Raw genomic sequence first — 15790 nt, 5'->3', positions numbered from 1 at the left:
GGAAACCGACAGGAGCACCGTGTCCGCAATCTTCAAAACCGTTTCGTGGCCGGTCGAGCAGCTGGTCTCTGGAGTCCAGCAAGGATCCATCAGCCTCCCGGATCTCCAGCGCCCGTTCGTGTGGCCCGCCACGAAAGTACGGGATCTCTTCGACTCCATGTACCGCGGATACCCCGTGGGCACCCTCATGTTCTGGGATGTGGCGGCGCAAGATTCCAGCCGGGCGATCTCAGGTGAGTCCACGGTTTCCGCGGTCTACCAGATAGTTGACGGCCAGCAGCGTCTGACCAGCCTCTACGCGGCGATGAAGGGGCTGGAGGTTCAGGACAGCAACTACCAGCGAAAGTCCATCACGATATCGTTCCATCCATTCACCGAGCGGTTCGAAGTGGCCACGGCCGCCACGATGCGTTCTCTCGAGTGGATTCACGACATCGCCAGCGTCTTCCATTCTCCATACGACGCGCAGGAGGACTTCATGGAGGGGCTTGAGGCCGCGGGAAGAGAGCTGGACAGAGCACGCAGGCGCAAGCTTCGTGAGGTGTTCGCCCGACTCGAGAGGTTGCGTCAGTACCAGTTCGAGGTGGTTCACATCCAGAACGACGTGGACAAGCGACTGGTCGCAGACATCTTCGTTCGCATCAACTCCGAGGGTATGAACCTCAAGTCCTACGACTACATTCTCACGTGGCTCAGCGTGTTCTGGCCTCAAGGGCGTGATGTCATCGAGGACTTCGCGCGCGGATCACGGATGTCGCCAGAACGGTCGTCGGAGCTCACGGGCAAGAGGGTTGACTGGACCGCGAAGAATCCTTATATGGATGTGTCCACGGGACACGTGGTGCGTGCCATGGTGGCTCTGGGCCAGAACCGGGCGAAGCTGCTGGATGCGTACGCAAACCTGCAGGCGAAAGACCGGGCAACGGGACAGGTGGACGGGGCCAAGCAGGAGAGGGAGCTGGATAAGCTGCGCCAGGCCCTGCCAATCGTCACTGACCGCCTCAACTGGACCGAGTTCATCCGATCCATTCAGGTTGCCGGGTTCCGGTCCCAATCGGGCATGACCTCAACCATGAATCTGGTGGCGAGCTATGTGATCTTTCTCCTGGGCCGCACCCGCTTCAAGGCGGAATTGCCACGGTTGCGCATCCTCGTGGCACGGTGGTTCTTCATGTCACAGCTGACCGGCCGGTACACGGGATCCAGCGAATCCCAGATCCAGAAGGATCTCGACATGTTCGCCACAGTCGAGAAGCACGATGCTGACGAGTTTGCCAGACTCGTGGACCACACCATTGACATCACGCTCACCAACGACTTCTGGAAGTTCAACGCCCCGCAGTCGCTGGTGTCCTCCAGCCACAACCTCTCGCCGGTCTACCAGTGCTATCTTGCGGCCTTGAACCTGCTGGACGCGGACATGTTCATGCTGCCCGTGAAAGTCCGGGAATGGATGGACCCGTCGCTGCCGTCGGTCAAGGGCATGGAGGGACATCATCTGTTCCCGCGGAACTACCAGGAGTCTGTCCTGGGGACGACTGATACCAAGCGCATCAACCAGGTGGCCAACTTCGCCCCCACCGACTGGCACACCAATCTGCGGATCTCAGACCGGGCGCCGTCGGAGTACTGGCCGGAGCTCGTGAGCACTCGAGGCAACGACCGTCAGTGGCTCAGGCAGCAGATGTACTGGCACGCACTGCCACAGAACTGGCACGAAATGCCCTACGACGAGTTCCTTGTGGAGAGGCGAAAGCTGATCGCCGCCGTGACTCGGGACGCGTTCGATGCCCTGGGGCGAACCGGGCGCGGAGGTGCTCCTGAGTCGTCCGAGGGTCAGTTCACGATTTGCGATGAATCGGAGACACGCACCAAATCATTGCTTGAGCTGTTTCACGAGGGCTACTTGTTGCCCGGAGACCAATTGGATCCGGTGGATCCAGAGTGGGTGGTGGATGCGGTGGTCACCCCAGACGGTACGGTGCAGATCGACGGCGTGCATGAATTCGACTCACTGGACGATGCCGCCCACTTCTTGAAGGTCGACAACGTGCCCGGGTTCGAGTTCTGGGCTCTCGAACAGGACGGCGGTCTAGCCTCTTTGAACGAAGTGCTGGCAGGTGGGCCCCGTGGCGCGTAGATCATAGGTGCCCGGCCTTTCGAAGCGGCCGAGCGACTCCTGACACGCCGACGGGCGGCTCCCCTGAGGGGAACCGCCCGTCGTTCGTGTCAGCGCAGCTGCAGCGAGGGCACCGTCAGCGCGTGGTCCACACTCCGCGCTGTGGGGTCCAGTGGGCGGTCACGCCGTTGGAGAAGCGCTGGTGGACCACACCGTTGGAGGTGTACTCGTCCGTGGCGGGCCAGCCCCAGCCGCGTTCGAGTCCGGCGCGCTTCCAGGCCTTGCCGATGGCGCCGGTCTCCTTCACGGCGTGGGCGCCCGTGGAGGGGCTCCACAGCACCTTGGTCTGCGCGGAGCCCTTGCGGTGCACCTGGTAGGCGCCGCCGGAGATGCGGATCTCGTCGGTGCTGGGGTAGCCGTAGCCGCGCTCCCGGCCGGCGGAGATGAACTTCTTGCCCACCAGGGTGGCGTTCTCCAGGATGTGGGCGCCGGTGGCCGAGCTCCAGTAGATGGTGGTCTTGCGACCGTTCTTGGAGAACTCCTGGTAGCGCCCGCCGTTGGCGGCGTCCGCCTCGCTCGAGACCGGGTTGCCCCATTTGGCGGCGCCGCCCGTGGAGCGCCACTTGGCGCCGATGCCACCGGAGGTGGTGTAGCCACCGGCGGGGGCGACCGCGCGGACGGCGGCGGCCGGGTTCAGGTTCAGGGATCCCATCCGGCCGCTCGCGGTAGACTTCAGGATCTGCTCCACGCGGGCGGGCGTGATCGAGGGGTCGCGCTGCTTCATCAGGGCCACGGTGCCGGAGACCAGCGGGGTGGCCATGGAGGTGCCCATCATGTTGCCGTACGTGGCGTCCGCCGGTCCGCGTGTGCCCGAGTTGACCGTGGAGAGCATGGGGTACTGGCTGGTGCCGCCCGGTGCCAGCACGTCGACGACGGCGCCCGTGTTCGAGTAGCTGGCGGTGTTGCCGTTGTTGTCGGCGGCGCCCACCACGATCGTGTTGGCGCAGTTCGCCGGGGCGGTGCCGCCGGCGTTGATCGCCGAGTTGCCGGCGGCGGCCACCACCGGCACGCGCCGGTTCACGGCGGTGTTGATGGCGTTCTGCATGGTGGCACCGCACTGGTCGGGGTAGTTCAGGGACAGGTTGATGACCGTGGCGGGGTTCGGGTTGGCGGGCTCTCCGGCCACCGGGGCACCCGCAGACCATGCGACGGCGTCGGCGATGTCCGAGACCCACCCGTTGGTGCACTTGCCCAGCACGCGCACCGGCTGGATCCTGGCACCCGGTGCGGCGCCGGTGATGCCGGTGCCGTTGTTGGACTGCCCGGCGGCAAGGCCGGCCACGTGGGTGCCGTGCCAGGACGAGTTCCTCGCGGACTGCGAGCACTCACCCGCGCCGCTCCAGTCGCCCTCGTCACGGGGATTGGAGTCACGGTAGTTGCCGTCGCGCGAGAGGCTGGTGTCGTTCACGAAGTCGCGGCCGGGCACCACCTTCCCGTTGAGGTCACCGTGGGAGGTGATGCCGGTGTCCAGCACCGCGATGGTCTGGCCGTTGCCGCGGGACATGTCCCACGCCTGGGTGAAGTTCACGCCGCCCTGGTGGGGCCACAGGCTCCACTGGTAGTTCGTGTACACGTCGTTGGGAACCCACGAGGTGGACGCCAGGCGGTCGGCCTCCGCGTACTCCACGGCCGGGTCCGCCTCGATCTGCGCCACGAGCTCCTTCTGCTCGGCCTCGTCCAGCTCACGGTCCAGCTCCAGCACGTCCGCCTGGGCCACGGTGGTCTTGACCCGCTGGGTGACGTCCGGGGACTTCGCACCGTCGAGGGCCTCCTCGGAGGCGGCCTCCACAACCTGCTCCTTGCTGGCCTCGGGGGCCGCGGTGTCCTTGAACTTCACGATCACACGGTCGGAGTCGGTGGGGGGATCCGAGGGCACGGTCGTGGTGGGGGAGTCCGGCCCGGAGGCAGGCTCGGCGGGGGCCGCGCTGGCCGGCTGCGCGGTGAGCACGAGAGCGGCCGTGACCGCGAGCGGCAGGACGGTGCGGCGCGCGGCGGCTCCGAGCACACCGAACGGCGACGCCGCGGCGTCGGCACCGTGCTTCGCGGCACGGGACGCGCCGGGAACGTGGGAGGTGACGGGGGGAACGCGGCGCTCAGGGCGCACACGGGAGTGACGTGACGTCATGGGTGGGGGGAACCTTTCGGTGACCGCGGCACGGGATCAGGGGGGATGTGCCGGGGCCTGGGGGGACAAGAGCCAGGCCCATCCTATGGGGAGGGTCACGAAATGGTGACGATTGTTCCGCGAGTGTCGTCATCCGCTGCGCCGGGCCAGGCACTGGCCCGCACAGCACGACGCCCGGCCCACCGTGCGGTGGACCGGGCGTCGACGGGGGAGTGTCCCTGGGTTACTTGGACTTCCCGAAGTTCGCGAACCGCTGGTTGAAGCGCTCCACGCGGCCGGCGGAGTCCATGATGCGCTGCTTGCCCGTGTAGAACGGGTGGGACTCGGAGGAGATCTCGACCTCGATGATCGGGTACTCGTTGCCGTCCTCCCACGTCTCCGTCTTGGAGGAGGTGGCGGTGGAACGAGTCAGGATGACCTTGCCGGAAGCGAGGTCACGGAAGAGAACCGGGTGGTAATCCGGGTGGATGTCAGCCTTCATGGTGTCAACCTTCTGTAGGTGCCTGGATTTTGCCAGGCACGGCGTTGCTCGGACGCGGCGCGCTCGAGAGTGAGCACACCAACCGCCCATGGTACGCCTCCGGCCCACGTCGGTCGATTCGACCCACGCGTGCATACCATCAGGAGAGGAATCCACGGGCAACGGGTTGAGGCGCCCCACAAGAGCGCAACACCCGGCACCACACCCCGTGCCACCACTCGCAGCGGAGGTCAGTGAATGAGCACGTCACGCGCACACGGAGAGTACAAGGTCCCCGGCGGGAAGCTGGTGGTCGCGGACTTCACCGTCCAGGACCACCGGCTGGCCGAGGTCTCCGTCAACGGCGACTTCTTCCTGGAGCCCGACGAGGCGCTCGCCGACATCAACGCCGCCCTCACCGGTCTGCACGAGGACACCGATCCGCAGGAGATGACGGCAAGGATCGAGGCGGCCCTGCCGCGCGACGCCGTGCTGTTCGGCTTCGACGCCCGCTCCGTGGTGATTGCCGTGCGCCGCGCGCTGGCCAAGGCCACGAGCTGGAGCGACCACGAGTGGCAGGTGGTCCCCGCGCAGGTGCGCCCCACCCTGGAGAACCTGGCCCTGGACGAGGTCCTCGCCAGGGAGGTGGGAGCCGGCCACCGTCCGCCCACGCTGCGGTTCTGGGACTGGGACGAGCCCGCGGTGGTCATCGGCTCGTTCCAGTCCGTGCGCAACGAGGTGGACGCGGAGGGGGCGCGGCGCCACGGGGTGCAGGTGGTCCGCCGCGTCTCCGGCGGCGGGGCCATGTTCATGGAGGCGGGCAACTGCATCACGTACTCCCTCTACATCCCCCAGACCCTGGTGGACGGGATGAGCTTCGCGGAGTCCTACCCGTTCCTGGACGCGTGGGTCATGCAGGGGTTCGCGGACCTCGGGGTGGAGGCGTTCTACGTGCCCCTCAACGACATCGCCACGCCGCAGGGCAAGATCGGGGGAGCGGCCCAGAAACGCTTCGCCAACGGCGGGATGGTCCACCACGTGACCATGAGCTACGACATCGACGCGGACAAGATGACGGACGTGCTGCGGATCGGCAAGGAGAAGATCTCGGACAAGGGCATCCGTTCCGCCAAGAAGCGCGTGGACCCGCTGCGACGCCAGACCGGCATGGCTCGTGGGGATGTGATCTCGGCCCTGACCCGCACGTTCGCGGAACGCTACGGGGCCCAGGTTGGTAAGGTCTCAGACAGCGAACTCGCCACGGCCCGGAATCTCGTGGAGCACAAGTTCGGCACGGAGGAGTGGATCCACAGGGTGCCGTAGCTAGGATGTGCGAAAGCACTCACCGCACCGCGCCAGCCCCCGGTAGGACGCGCCCCGTCCCACGGGGGCGCGGCACCGGTTCCCGGTGGGTCTCGCGCGAGTCATGTCCCCCCAGCCTCGGAGAGCCACGTGTCCACACATCCGGTCGAGTTCGACGACGACCAGCCCACCCCCCGCAAGAAGCACACCGGGAGGAACATCCTCCTGGTGCTCCTCGGCATCGTCCTGGTGATCGGCGTGGTCGCGGGGTTCTTCGTGTGGAACCTCGCCCGCAACTTCGACAACGGCGCGCAGAACCTGGAATCGGCGTTCCCCGAGGAGTCCAGCCGCCCCGCCAAGGGCTCCTCCGAGGACGCGGGCACCACCGTGCTGCTGCTCGGCTCCGACAAGCGGCCCGAGGGCCAGGACCCCACCGTCACGGGCTCCCGCGCGGACTCCATCATGCTGCTGCACATCCCCGAGGACGGCGGCGAGATGTACGTGATGTCCATCATGCGCGACACCTGGGTGGACATCCCCGGCCACGGTGAGGCCAAGATCAACTCGGCCCTGGACGTGGGCGGGATGCCCACCATGGTGAGCACCATCGAGCAGAACTTCGACACCCGCGTGGACGAGGTGGCGCTCGTGGACTTCGCCGGGTTCGAGGGACTCACCGACGCCCTGGGCGGTGTCACGGTGGACGTCCCCGTGTCCTTCACCACCCAGGACGGCCACCAGTTCCAGAAGGGGCCCCAGGAGATGAACGGTGAGGAGGCGCTCGCCTTCGTGCGGGAGCGCTACGCCTTCCCGGACGGCGACTACCAGCGCGTGCGCAACCAGCGTGCATACCTGGAGGGGCTGATCAACGAGCTCGTCAGCGCCGGCACCCTGACCAACCCGATGAAGCTCAACGAGGTGGTCAAGCAGATCTCCCCGTACCTCACGGTCAGTGACGGCCTCACGGCCGGGTGGATCGCGCAGCAGGCCCCCAAGATGGTGGGGATGAGCAGCAGTGACATCCACATGTTCACCGTGCCCAACCAGGGCCTGGGCACCTCCGCGGACGGCCAGTCCATCATCATCGCGGACGAGGCCGCCATGAAGGAGATCGGCAAGGCCATCTCGGGCGGCACCCTGGACCAGTACGCCAAGTCCGTGGGGCAGTCGGGCCAGTGATCCCGCGCGCCGGGTGGGGATGCTTCCCCGCCCGGCCACCCTCGCGTGCCCTCCTGGCCCGCGCCCCCTCTGGTCCGTGATCATCCCCGACGCGTGACCCCCTCCCACCTCGTGACCCCCACGCGAGAGGCCCATGAACACGACCGCGCCCCCGGCGTCCGCCCCCGGACCGCACGAGTCCGCTCAACCTGCCGGCACCCCGGCGGAGCTCTCCCCGCTGCGGATGCTCCTCATGGCCAGCTCCTACTGGCCCGAGCACTCCCCGCCGCAGCGGCGCTGGTACTCCCTGCTGAGCCACCTCCGTGACCGGGGGTGGACCGTGTCCGTGGTGTGTCCCGTGGCCCACTACGGGGCCGGCCCGGACTACTCGGCGGAAACGCGCGGGCGCGCGTGGCGGCGTCAGGCGGGGTTCCTGGGGGAGCGCATCCACCGGGTGCCCTACCTGTTCCTGGGGGACCACCGCACGGGCAAGCTCCTGGACCAGCTGGTCAGCGCGGCGGCGTCCGCCGTGCGGGGCTGCTTCACGGGGCGCCAGGACGTGGTGGTGGTGACCGCTCCCTCGCTTCCCCTCCTCGCCTCGGCACTCGTGGTGGCTCGTCTCAAGAGCATTCCGCTGATCGTGGAGATGCGTGATGCCTGGCCCAACCTGGCGGAGGACGCGTCCCTGGTGCGCGGGGGCTCGAAGTCTCTCATCAACCTGGCCGTGGAGCACGTGCAGAACCGCGCGGACCTCGTGGTCACGGTCACCGAGGGCTTTGCCCGCACCCTGCGGGAACGGGGCGTGCGCAACGTGGTGACGGTGCGCAACGGCATCCTGCTGGAACGCACCCCCCAGCTGCCGCCCCCGCCGGCGGAACGGGACGCGCTGAACGTCCTCTACCTGGGCAACCACGGAGAGTCCCAGTCCCTGGACCGCCTCGTCCATGCGGCGCACCTCGCCGGGGAGGCCGTGGAGCTGACGCTCGTGGGCCACGGGAGCCAGAAGCCTGAGCTGGTGAGACTGGCGCGAACGCTCGGCGCGCGCGTCACCTTTCTCCCGCCCGAGTACCGGGAGCGGGTCTTCGACCGCTACCGGGACGCGGACACCGTGGTGATCTCCCTGCGGGACGACTGGAAGTCGTTCGAGGACACCATTCCGTCCAAGACCTACGAGGTGCTCGCCGTGGGGCGTCACATCACTGCCGTGGTGCGGGGGGAGGCGGCCCACGTGCTCACGGAGGCGGGGGAGGGGGACATCGTGGCCTCGGACCCGGAGGAGATCGCCGCACTCTGGCGTGCCCTCGCCGAAGACCGCTCGCGCCTGGTCACCCGTGGCGCCGGCCGGGAGTGGGTGCGTCAGCACGCGGACTACGCGGACCTCTCCGTTCACTACGACCAGCACCTGCGCGCCACCGTGCGGGAGTTCAGCCGCCCCTGCGGGATCGGGGTGCTGCCCCGGACCGCCCGCGCGGCCCGCCTGCTCACCCGTGGTGCGCGCGCCCTGCGCACACCGGACACCCCGCCCATCGGCCCGGAGCACCCTCCGATCGTGTCCTCCCCGTCGGCCCGACGAGCTGAGTCGAACGGGCCGACCGCATGAGCCCTCGACCGACCAGCCGCCTCGGAGAGATCACCACGAACCTCCAACTCACCGCACGCACCGTGGCGCAGCACGTGACGGACGATCCCGTGGTCTTCTGGCTGCAGGTCTCCCGGCGGCTGCCGCGCCGCTGGGTGGCTCCACTCGCGCGCCTGGCCTACCACACGCGTGGTGTCCGTCTCCTGCCCGTCCGCGCCACAGCCCTGCACATCCTGGGCCGGGACGACGACGCCCGCGCCCTGCTGCGGCGAGCGCTGGGTGACGCGCGGGGCGAGGGCGCGGCGGCGTCGTCGTACCGCGCACTGCGGCGCGGCGCGGAGGTGGCGCTGGCCATGGGGGATCCCGAGCTCGCCGAGACGCTGCTGGCCAGGTTGCCCGCGCAGCAGCGCGGCGCCGCGGCGACCCACGCCCGGCTGAGATGGTTCCACGGGGACGTGGACAGGGCCGTGGCTGTCCTCGAAGAGGCGCGCCTGGCGGGACGCACCACCCGCGGTGAGCAGGACCTGGAACGAAGACTCGGCGCGGAGCGGGAGCTTCTGGGAGACTTCGCACCACGGCTCGAGCGGGTGGGCGACTACCGGGCGGAACCCCGCACCGTGCTGTACGCCGTGACCAACTCGCTGCCCCACACCGCGAGCGGCTACGCCCAGCGCTCACACTCCTACCTGACCGCCCTGGCGGACGAGGGATGGACCGTGCACGCCGTGACCCGCCCCGGCTACCCGGTCCAGGTGGGCAAGATCCTCGCGCGGCACGAAGACACCGTGGACGGCATCACCCACCACCGGATCCTGCCGGCGCGCCTGGCACCCACAGCCACGGGACGGGTCCAGCAGCACGCCGAGGCCCTGCTGGAGCTCGCACTGCGCACCCGACCAGCGGTGCTGCACACCACGAGCCACTACGTCAACGCACTGGCCGTGGCCGCCGTGGCGGACGCCCTGGGCATCCCGTGGGTGTACGAGGTCCGGGGACTGCTCGCGGACACCTGGGCCGCCACGCGCTCGCCGCTGGCGCTGGACTCGGCGCGCTACAAGCGGTTCCAGCGGCGGGAGGCGTGGGCGGTGACGGCCTCGGACCGTGCCGTGACCCTCGGCTCCGAGATGGCCGAGCGGCTCCGGGCGCTGTGCACCGCGAACGCAGCCCACGGCGGGGAGGTGCGGGTGGACCTCGCGCCGAACGGTGTGGGAGGAGCATTCCTGGACGCCGTCCCCACCCGTGCGGCGGCTCGATCCTCCCTGGGGCTCGCCCCCGGCGCGTTCGTGGTGGGCACCGTGACCTCGGTGGTGGACTACGAGGGCATCGACGACCTGCTGCGCGCCGCGGCTCTGCTGCGGCCGGACGTTCCCTCCCTCGCGGTGCGCGTGGTGGGCGACGGCGTGGCGCGGCCCGGTCTGGAACGGCTTGCCCACGATCTCGGGATCGAGGATCTGGTGACGTTCGTGGGTCGGGTGGAGCGTTCCGCCGCGGTCGTGCACATGGCCGCGCTGGACGCCTTCGTGATCCCGCGCAAGGACCGTTCGGTGACGCGTGCGGTGACCCCGTTGAAGCCCGTGGAGGCCATGGCTGCGGGAACCACCGTGGTGGCCAGCGACCTCCCCGCGCTCCGGGAGAGCGTGGAGCACGGCCGAACCGGGCTGCTGACTCCCCCCGAGGATCCCCACGCTCTGGCGCAGACCCTCCACCGGTTCGCCGCAGATCCCGGGCTCGCCACCCGGTTGGCCACGGCCGGCCAGGACTGGGTGCTCGCGCACCGGACCTGGCGGGTCGTCGCCCGGCAGGCCACCGCGCGGTACTGTGAACTGACTGAATGCGTCCCCAGGACAGCCCACACCAACGAGGAGAACCGCGCATGACCAGTACCGCCGCCCAGAGCTCCGGGGACCCGCATCCCGGAAGCGGCGAGGGGTACTCGGGGGCTCCTCGAGCCACCGTGGAGACGTTCGACCCCTCGGTCATGCAGGCCGTGGGGGCCCGGCCACCGCTGCGCAGGTACATCCGCGACCTGTGGGGATCGCGGCACTTCATCATGTACGACGCCCACGTGCGACTGGCCGTCAGCCAGGACCACACGTTCCTGGGCAAGGCGTGGATCGTGCTCAACCCCGTACTCATGGGGCTGACGTTCTACGTGATCTTCGGGCTGCTCCTCGACACGGGACGCGGGATCGACAACTTCGTGGCGTTCATCGTGCTGGGCCTCACCATGTTCATGTACAGCTCCCGCTCCGTGGTGACCCTGTCCCGGTCCATGATCTCGGGCAAGGCCCTGGTTCGGGGATTCATGTTTCCCCGGGCGGCGCTGACTCTGTCCATCGTGGCGCGTGATGCGCTCACGCAGTTCTACGCGATCATCTCCATCCTGTTCTTCCTGCTCCTGGTCCCCCCGCTGGAGCCCGTGTCCTGGACGTGGCTGCTGCTGGTTCCCGTGTTCCTGCTGCAGACCGTCTTCAACTGGGGCCTGGGCATGCTCCTGGCACCCGCGGTATATAAGATCCCTGACCTCGCCAACATGCTGTCCTTCGTCATGAGGCTGTGGATGTACTCGTCCGGGATCTTCTACGACCCCTCCAGGTTCGTGAGCGATCCGCGGATCCTCGCGCTCTTCCACTTCAACCCGCTCTACCAGGTGCTCTCCATGAGCCGAGATCTGGTGCTGCGCGCGCAGGTGCCTTCCTGGTCCTCCTGGGCCGTGCTGACGGGCTCATCGGTTCTCGTGCTGGCCGTGGGGTTCCTGGTGTTCTGGTACAACGAGGAGAGCTACGCGGATGAGCGCTGAGAAACCGACTCCACCGCAGACACCGCAGGGGCAGCGCGTGCGAGGGCGTCGCAGGGCTGGCGGCATGCTCCACGCGCGGGCGACGTCGCCCGCATCCGTCGGGGCGGCGCAGCCGGCCGTGGTCATGGACCGCGTGAGCATGGTCTACAACGTCACCTCCACGGGCGGCGGAGACGAGGTCCCCGTGGCCGCCCCAGTGCGGTGGGCGCGCAAGGCGCTCGGGCGGCCCCCGGTGGTGCGCAACCGAGCGGTCAACGATGTGACCTTGGCGGTGCACCAGGGCGAGTTCGTGGGCTTCATCGGGCGCAACGGCTCCGGGAAGTCCACGCTCATGAACATCGTGGCGGGTCAGATGAACCCCACCACCGGCCGTGTCTACGCCACGGACACTCCCGTGAAGCTGGGGGTGAACGTGTCCCTGGTGCCGGCGCTGTCCGGTGAGAAGAACATCCGCCTGGGGTGCCTGGCCCAGGGCATGGACCCGCGCCACGTGGAGGAGATCCTCCCCGATCTGGTGGAGATCGCCGCCCTCGGAAAGGCCATCCACTGGCCCATGAAGGCGTACTCCTCCGGCATGGCCGCACGGCTGCGCTTCGCCGTGGCCACGGCCACCGACCCGCACATCCTCATCCTGGACGAGGCGCTGTCCACCGGCGACGCCCAGTTCCGGGAACGGGGTCAGGCGCGCATGGCGCAGATCCGTGAGCAGGCAGGCTGCGTGCTGTTCGTGTCCCACTCCATGGCGGAGGTCCGCGAGATGTGCACCCGGGTGGTGTGGCTGGACCAGGGGGACCTGCTCATGGACGGAGATCCAGGGGACGTCACGCGGGAGTACGAGGCATTCATGAAGGAGCTCGCGGCCGGCAACAACCGGGCCGCCGAGCGGGTCAAGGAGCAGCTGATGGGCGATCTGGTGCGGACCGAGCTGCGTGAGGTGCGCGCATGACCCCGCGGCCGCAGGCAGCAGACCTGAGGGCGCAGCTGTGGCACCTGCGCCACGGGGGAGTCTCGCAGTGGCGCACGTACCGGCGACGGGCGAGCCTTCCCGCAGGGACGTCCGCGGGCGCCGTCGTCGCGGGGAACCGCGCGGTGGCGCCGCAGGAGGACGGGGACGGCACCGTGAGCTTCGCTCCCCAGGCGTGGCCGGACCGTGAACCCGTGCGCGCGGACATCACCGCCGCGGTGGTCCTGGACGACTTCTCGCTGCGGGCGTTCCAGTACGAGTGGAACCAGGTGGAGCTGACGCGCGCGAACTGGCGGGCGGAACTGGATGCCCAGCCCGTGGATCTGCTGTTCGTGGAGTCCGCGTGGCACGGCAACCACGACGAGTGGCAGTACCAGTTGACGGGCACCTCGGGAGTCAAGGACTCCGTACGGGAGCTTGTGGCCCACTGCCGTGAGCGCGGGGTTCCCACGGTGTTCTGGAACAAGGAGGACCCGCCGCACTACGACGACTTCCTGGAGTGCGCGCGGCTCTTCGACGTGGTGTTCACCACGGACATCAACAAGGTCCCGGACTACCACCGGGACCTCGGCCACGAGCGCGTGGGCGTTCTGCCGTTCGCCGCCCAGCCCGCGGTCCACAACCCGGCGCGACCCAAGAAGGGCTTCCACTCCCGGGACGTGGCCTTCGGTGGAATGTACTTCGCCCACAAGTTCCCCGAGCGCCGCGAGCAGATGGACATGCTGCTGGGAGGTGCGCACGACGTCTCCCGCAAGCTGGACACCGGTCTGGAGATCTTCTCCCGGTACCTGGGACAGGATGAGCGCTACCAGTTCCCGGCGCCGCTGGACCGCCACGTGGTCGGCTCCCTGGACTACGAGCAGATGCTCACCGCGTACCGCGCGTACAAGGTGTTCCTCAACGTGAACTCCGTGGTGGACTCGCCGTCCATGTGTGCGCGGCGAACCTTCGAGATCACGGCGTGCGGCACCGCGGTGGTGTCCACTCCCTCCGAGGCCGTCCGGCGCTACTTCTCACAGGACCAGCTCTCCGTGGTGTCAGACCGGCAGCACGCGGCGGACGTGATCCGGGCGCTCGTGCGCAGCCCGGAACTGGCGGACCGCATGGTGCACCGCGCACAGCGGGAGATCTGGGCGAAGCACACGTACACGCACCGTGTGGAGACGGTCGTGGAACTCGCGGCCCCGCACCTGGCCAGGGCGCGGACTCGACCCACCGTCACCGCTCTGCTCTGCACCAACCGCCCGCAGCGGGTGGCCCCGGCGTTGCGGGGCATCGCGGCCCAGGAGGACGTCCAGCTGGACGTGGTGCTTGTCACGCACGGCTTCGACCCGTGGTCAGCCCCCGTGGCCGATGCCGTTCACGGGTCCGGGCTGCAGGTGACCACCGTGTTCGCGGACGCCGCGTTGACGCTGGGGGAGTGTCTCAACCTGGCGGTGGAGCATGCCACCGGGGATGTGCTCTCCAAGATGGACGACGACGACTACTACGCGCCGCGCTACCTGGCGGACCTCCTGGATGCCATGACCTACGCGAACGCGGACATCGTGGGCAAGCAGGCCCACTACATGCGGGTGGAGGCGCAGGATGCGACGCTGCTGCGATTCCCGCACCGGGAGCACCGCTACACGGACTTCGTCATGGGCCCCACGATCACCGGGCGTCGGGAGGTCTTCCACCAGATTCCGTTCCAGCGCCGCAGCACGGGGGAGGACACCTCGTTCCTGGCGGCGGTGCGGCAGGCAGGCTTCACGATCTACTCTGCGGACCGCTTCAACTTCGTCCAGTTCCGCGGGGCCCACGGACACACGTGGCAGGTGTCCGACGCCGCAGCACTCGCCTCCGGCACCGTGGCCCTCTTTGGGGACAATCGAGCCCACGTGACGGTATGATCCGTGGTGGACCAAATATTTGCAAAGGAAAAAGGTGGCTCCGTCTTCAGGCGCCACCCGTTGTGTGAGGTGCGTAGATGAGCAAGCCGCTGGAAGTCGTGTTCGTGGGCCTGGGGTACATCGGACTCCCCACCGCCGTGGTGATGGCCAATCACGGTGTGCGTGTGCACGGCGTGGACGTGAACGCCTCCGCGGTGGAGCGCATCCAGCGTGGTGAGGTCACCATCGTGGAGCCCGGGCTGGAGGAGGAGCTGCAGAAGGCTGTCAACAGCGGCCAGCTCACCGCCACCACGGAGATGCAGCACGGGGACGCGTTCGTGATCGCCGTGCCCACGCCCTTCAAGGAGAACTACGAGGGCGATCTCTCCTACATCATGTCCGCGGCCGAGTCGATCGCCCCGCAGCTGCACGGTGACGAGACCGTGATCCTGGAGTCCACCTCCCCGCCGCGCACCACCCAGAAGCTCGCCGCCAAGATCATGGAGCTGCGCCCGGATCTTTCCCTGGACGGGGAGGACGGCAAGCCCGTGGTGCACTTCGCCTACTGCCCCGAGCGCATCCTGCCCGGCAAGGCGCTCGAGGAGCTCATCACCAACGACCGCATCATCGGCGGCCGCACCCCGGAGGCCGCACGCCGCGCCCGCGAGGTGTACGCGTCTTTCTGCAAGGGCGAGCTGCTGGAAACGGACGACGTCACGGCGGAGATGTCCAAGCTCACGGAGAACAGCTTCCGGGACGTGAACATTGCCTTCGCCAACGAGCTCTCGCTGATCGCCGACAACCTGGGGATCGACGTGTGGGAACTCATCGAGCTCGCCAACCACCACCCCCGCGTGAACATCCTGCAGCCGGGCCCCGGCGTGGGCGGGCACTGCATCGCGGTGGACCCCTGGTTCATCGTGGCGGCGGACCGCGAGAACTCCAACCTGATCCGCACCGCGCGCGAGGTCAACGACGGCAAGCCCAAGTGGGTCATCGGCCAGGTCGAGGAGGCCTGCTCGCACATCGACTCCCCGGTGATCGCGGCTCTCGGCCTCGCGTTCAAGGCAAACATTGACGACCTGCGCGAGTCCCCTGCCATGAACATCACCAAGGACCTCGCGGAGCACGTCAGCCACGCGACCGTCCTCGCGGTGGAGCCGAACGTCTCCGAGCTGCCCAAGGCCCTCCAGGGCCTGTCCAACGTGGAGTTCGCCGAGTACCAGGACGCCATCGAGCGCGCGGACGTGGTCCTGCTGCTCGTGGACCACGACGAGTTCAAGGCACTGCCGGCCACCGCTCTGAAGGGCAAGGCCGTGGTGGACACCAAGGGGCTGTGGCGCTGAGCGCCA

Annotated in this window: 11 protein-coding genes; 9 read left to right on the top strand and 2 right to left on the bottom strand. The window is 68.4% G+C overall.

Going from position 1 to position 15790, the window contains the following annotated elements; translation table 11 throughout:
- Window positions 1-19: 19 nt before the first annotated feature.
- Complete coding sequence (locus HMPREF2833_RS09805) at window positions 20-2140, top strand: GmrSD restriction endonuclease domain-containing protein (protein WP_070637824.1); 2121 nt, start codon at window positions 20-22, stop codon at window positions 2138-2140.
- 115 nt (window positions 2141-2255) lie between these two features.
- On the opposite strand, the gene HMPREF2833_RS09800 is transcribed toward HMPREF2833_RS09805, so the two are convergent.
- A complete protein-coding gene (locus HMPREF2833_RS09800) occupies window positions 2256-4304 on the bottom strand; it encodes a S8 family serine peptidase (protein WP_059281219.1) in 2049 nt (682 codons plus the stop codon).
- A gap of 223 nt (window positions 4305-4527) precedes the next feature.
- Window positions 4528-4785 (bottom strand): type B 50S ribosomal protein L31, encoded by a 258-nt coding sequence (locus tag HMPREF2833_RS09795; RefSeq protein WP_019309201.1) that lies wholly within the window; start codon window positions 4783-4785, stop codon window positions 4528-4530.
- Window positions 4786-5022: 237 nt separating this feature from the next.
- Between HMPREF2833_RS09795 and HMPREF2833_RS09790 the strand changes: the two genes are divergently transcribed.
- The 8 genes from HMPREF2833_RS09790 (at window position 5023) to wecC (ending at window position 15784) form a co-directional block, all read left to right on the top strand.
- The gene (locus HMPREF2833_RS09790) at window positions 5023-6087 is read left to right on the top strand and encodes a lipoate-protein ligase LplAB (protein WP_039101178.1); all 1065 of its coding nucleotides are present in this window, start codon (window positions 5023-5025) and stop codon (window positions 6085-6087) included.
- Window positions 6088-6216: 129 nt separating this feature from the next.
- Window positions 6217-7245, top strand: coding sequence for an LCP family protein (locus HMPREF2833_RS09785; RefSeq protein ID WP_047978233.1), 1029 nt, complete (start codon window positions 6217-6219; stop codon window positions 7243-7245).
- 133 nt (window positions 7246-7378) lie between these two features.
- Window positions 7379-8824 (top strand): glycosyltransferase family 4 protein, encoded by a 1446-nt coding sequence (locus tag HMPREF2833_RS09780; RefSeq protein ID WP_246829113.1) that lies wholly within the window; start codon window positions 7379-7381, stop codon window positions 8822-8824.
- Window positions 8821-10680 carry a glycosyltransferase family 4 protein gene (locus tag HMPREF2833_RS09775; protein ID WP_070637822.1) on the top strand — a complete coding sequence of 620 codons (1860 nt, stop codon included), beginning with the start codon at window positions 8821-8823 and terminating at the stop codon, window positions 10678-10680. Before HMPREF2833_RS09780 ends, HMPREF2833_RS09775 begins: the two co-directional genes overlap by 4 nt.
- Window positions 10677-11603: an ABC transporter permease gene (locus tag HMPREF2833_RS09770; protein WP_235586626.1), complete on the top strand. Its 927-nt coding sequence runs from the start codon at window positions 10677-10679 to the stop codon at window positions 11601-11603. The genes HMPREF2833_RS09775 and HMPREF2833_RS09770 overlap by 4 nt, the downstream gene beginning before the upstream one ends.
- A 118-nt stretch (window positions 11604-11721) precedes the next feature.
- Window positions 11722-12549, top strand: coding sequence for an ABC transporter ATP-binding protein (locus HMPREF2833_RS09765; RefSeq protein ID WP_053069489.1), 828 nt, complete (start codon window positions 11722-11724; stop codon window positions 12547-12549).
- On the top strand, window positions 12546-14459 hold the full coding sequence (locus HMPREF2833_RS09760) for a glycosyltransferase family protein (RefSeq protein WP_070637821.1): 1914 nt from the start codon (window positions 12546-12548) through the stop codon (window positions 14457-14459). The genes HMPREF2833_RS09765 and HMPREF2833_RS09760 overlap by 4 nt, the downstream gene beginning before the upstream one ends.
- Window positions 14460-14536: 77 nt before the next feature.
- The gene (wecC, locus tag HMPREF2833_RS09755) at window positions 14537-15784 is read left to right on the top strand and encodes a UDP-N-acetyl-D-mannosamine dehydrogenase (protein ID WP_070637819.1); all 1248 of its coding nucleotides are present in this window, start codon (window positions 14537-14539) and stop codon (window positions 15782-15784) included.
- Window positions 15785-15790 lie beyond the last annotated feature (6 nt).

The sequence above is a fragment of the Kocuria sp. HMSC066H03 genome (genome assembly GCF_001812045.1).
GTDB lineage: Bacteria > Actinomycetota > Actinomycetes > Actinomycetales > Micrococcaceae > Kocuria > Kocuria rhizophila.
Note: the sequence above shows the minus strand (reverse complement) of the source record. Positions and strands in the feature narration are given on the sequence as shown.

Excerpts from the sequence above, each read along its gene's own strand:
- HMPREF2833_RS09800 (WP_059281219.1), bottom strand. The coding sequence starts at position 4,304 with ATGACGTCACGTCACTCCCGTGTGCGCCCTGAGCGCCGCGTTCCCCCC.
- HMPREF2833_RS09795 (WP_019309201.1), bottom strand. The coding sequence starts at position 4,785 with ATGAAGGCTGACATCCACCCGGATTACCACCCGGTTCTCTTCCGTGAC.
- HMPREF2833_RS09790 (WP_039101178.1), top strand. The coding sequence starts at position 5,023 with ATGAGCACGTCACGCGCACACGGAGAGTACAAGGTCCCCGGCGGGAAG.
- HMPREF2833_RS09780 (WP_246829113.1), top strand. The coding sequence starts at position 7,379 with ATGAACACGACCGCGCCCCCGGCGTCCGCCCCCGGACCGCACGAGTCC.
- HMPREF2833_RS09775 (WP_070637822.1), top strand. The coding sequence starts at position 8,821 with ATGAGCCCTCGACCGACCAGCCGCCTCGGAGAGATCACCACGAACCTC.
- HMPREF2833_RS09770 (WP_235586626.1), top strand. The coding sequence starts at position 10,677 with ATGACCAGTACCGCCGCCCAGAGCTCCGGGGACCCGCATCCCGGAAGC.
- HMPREF2833_RS09760 (WP_070637821.1), top strand. The coding sequence starts at position 12,546 with ATGACCCCGCGGCCGCAGGCAGCAGACCTGAGGGCGCAGCTGTGGCAC.
- wecC (WP_070637819.1), top strand. The coding sequence starts at position 14,537 with ATGAGCAAGCCGCTGGAAGTCGTGTTCGTGGGCCTGGGGTACATCGGA.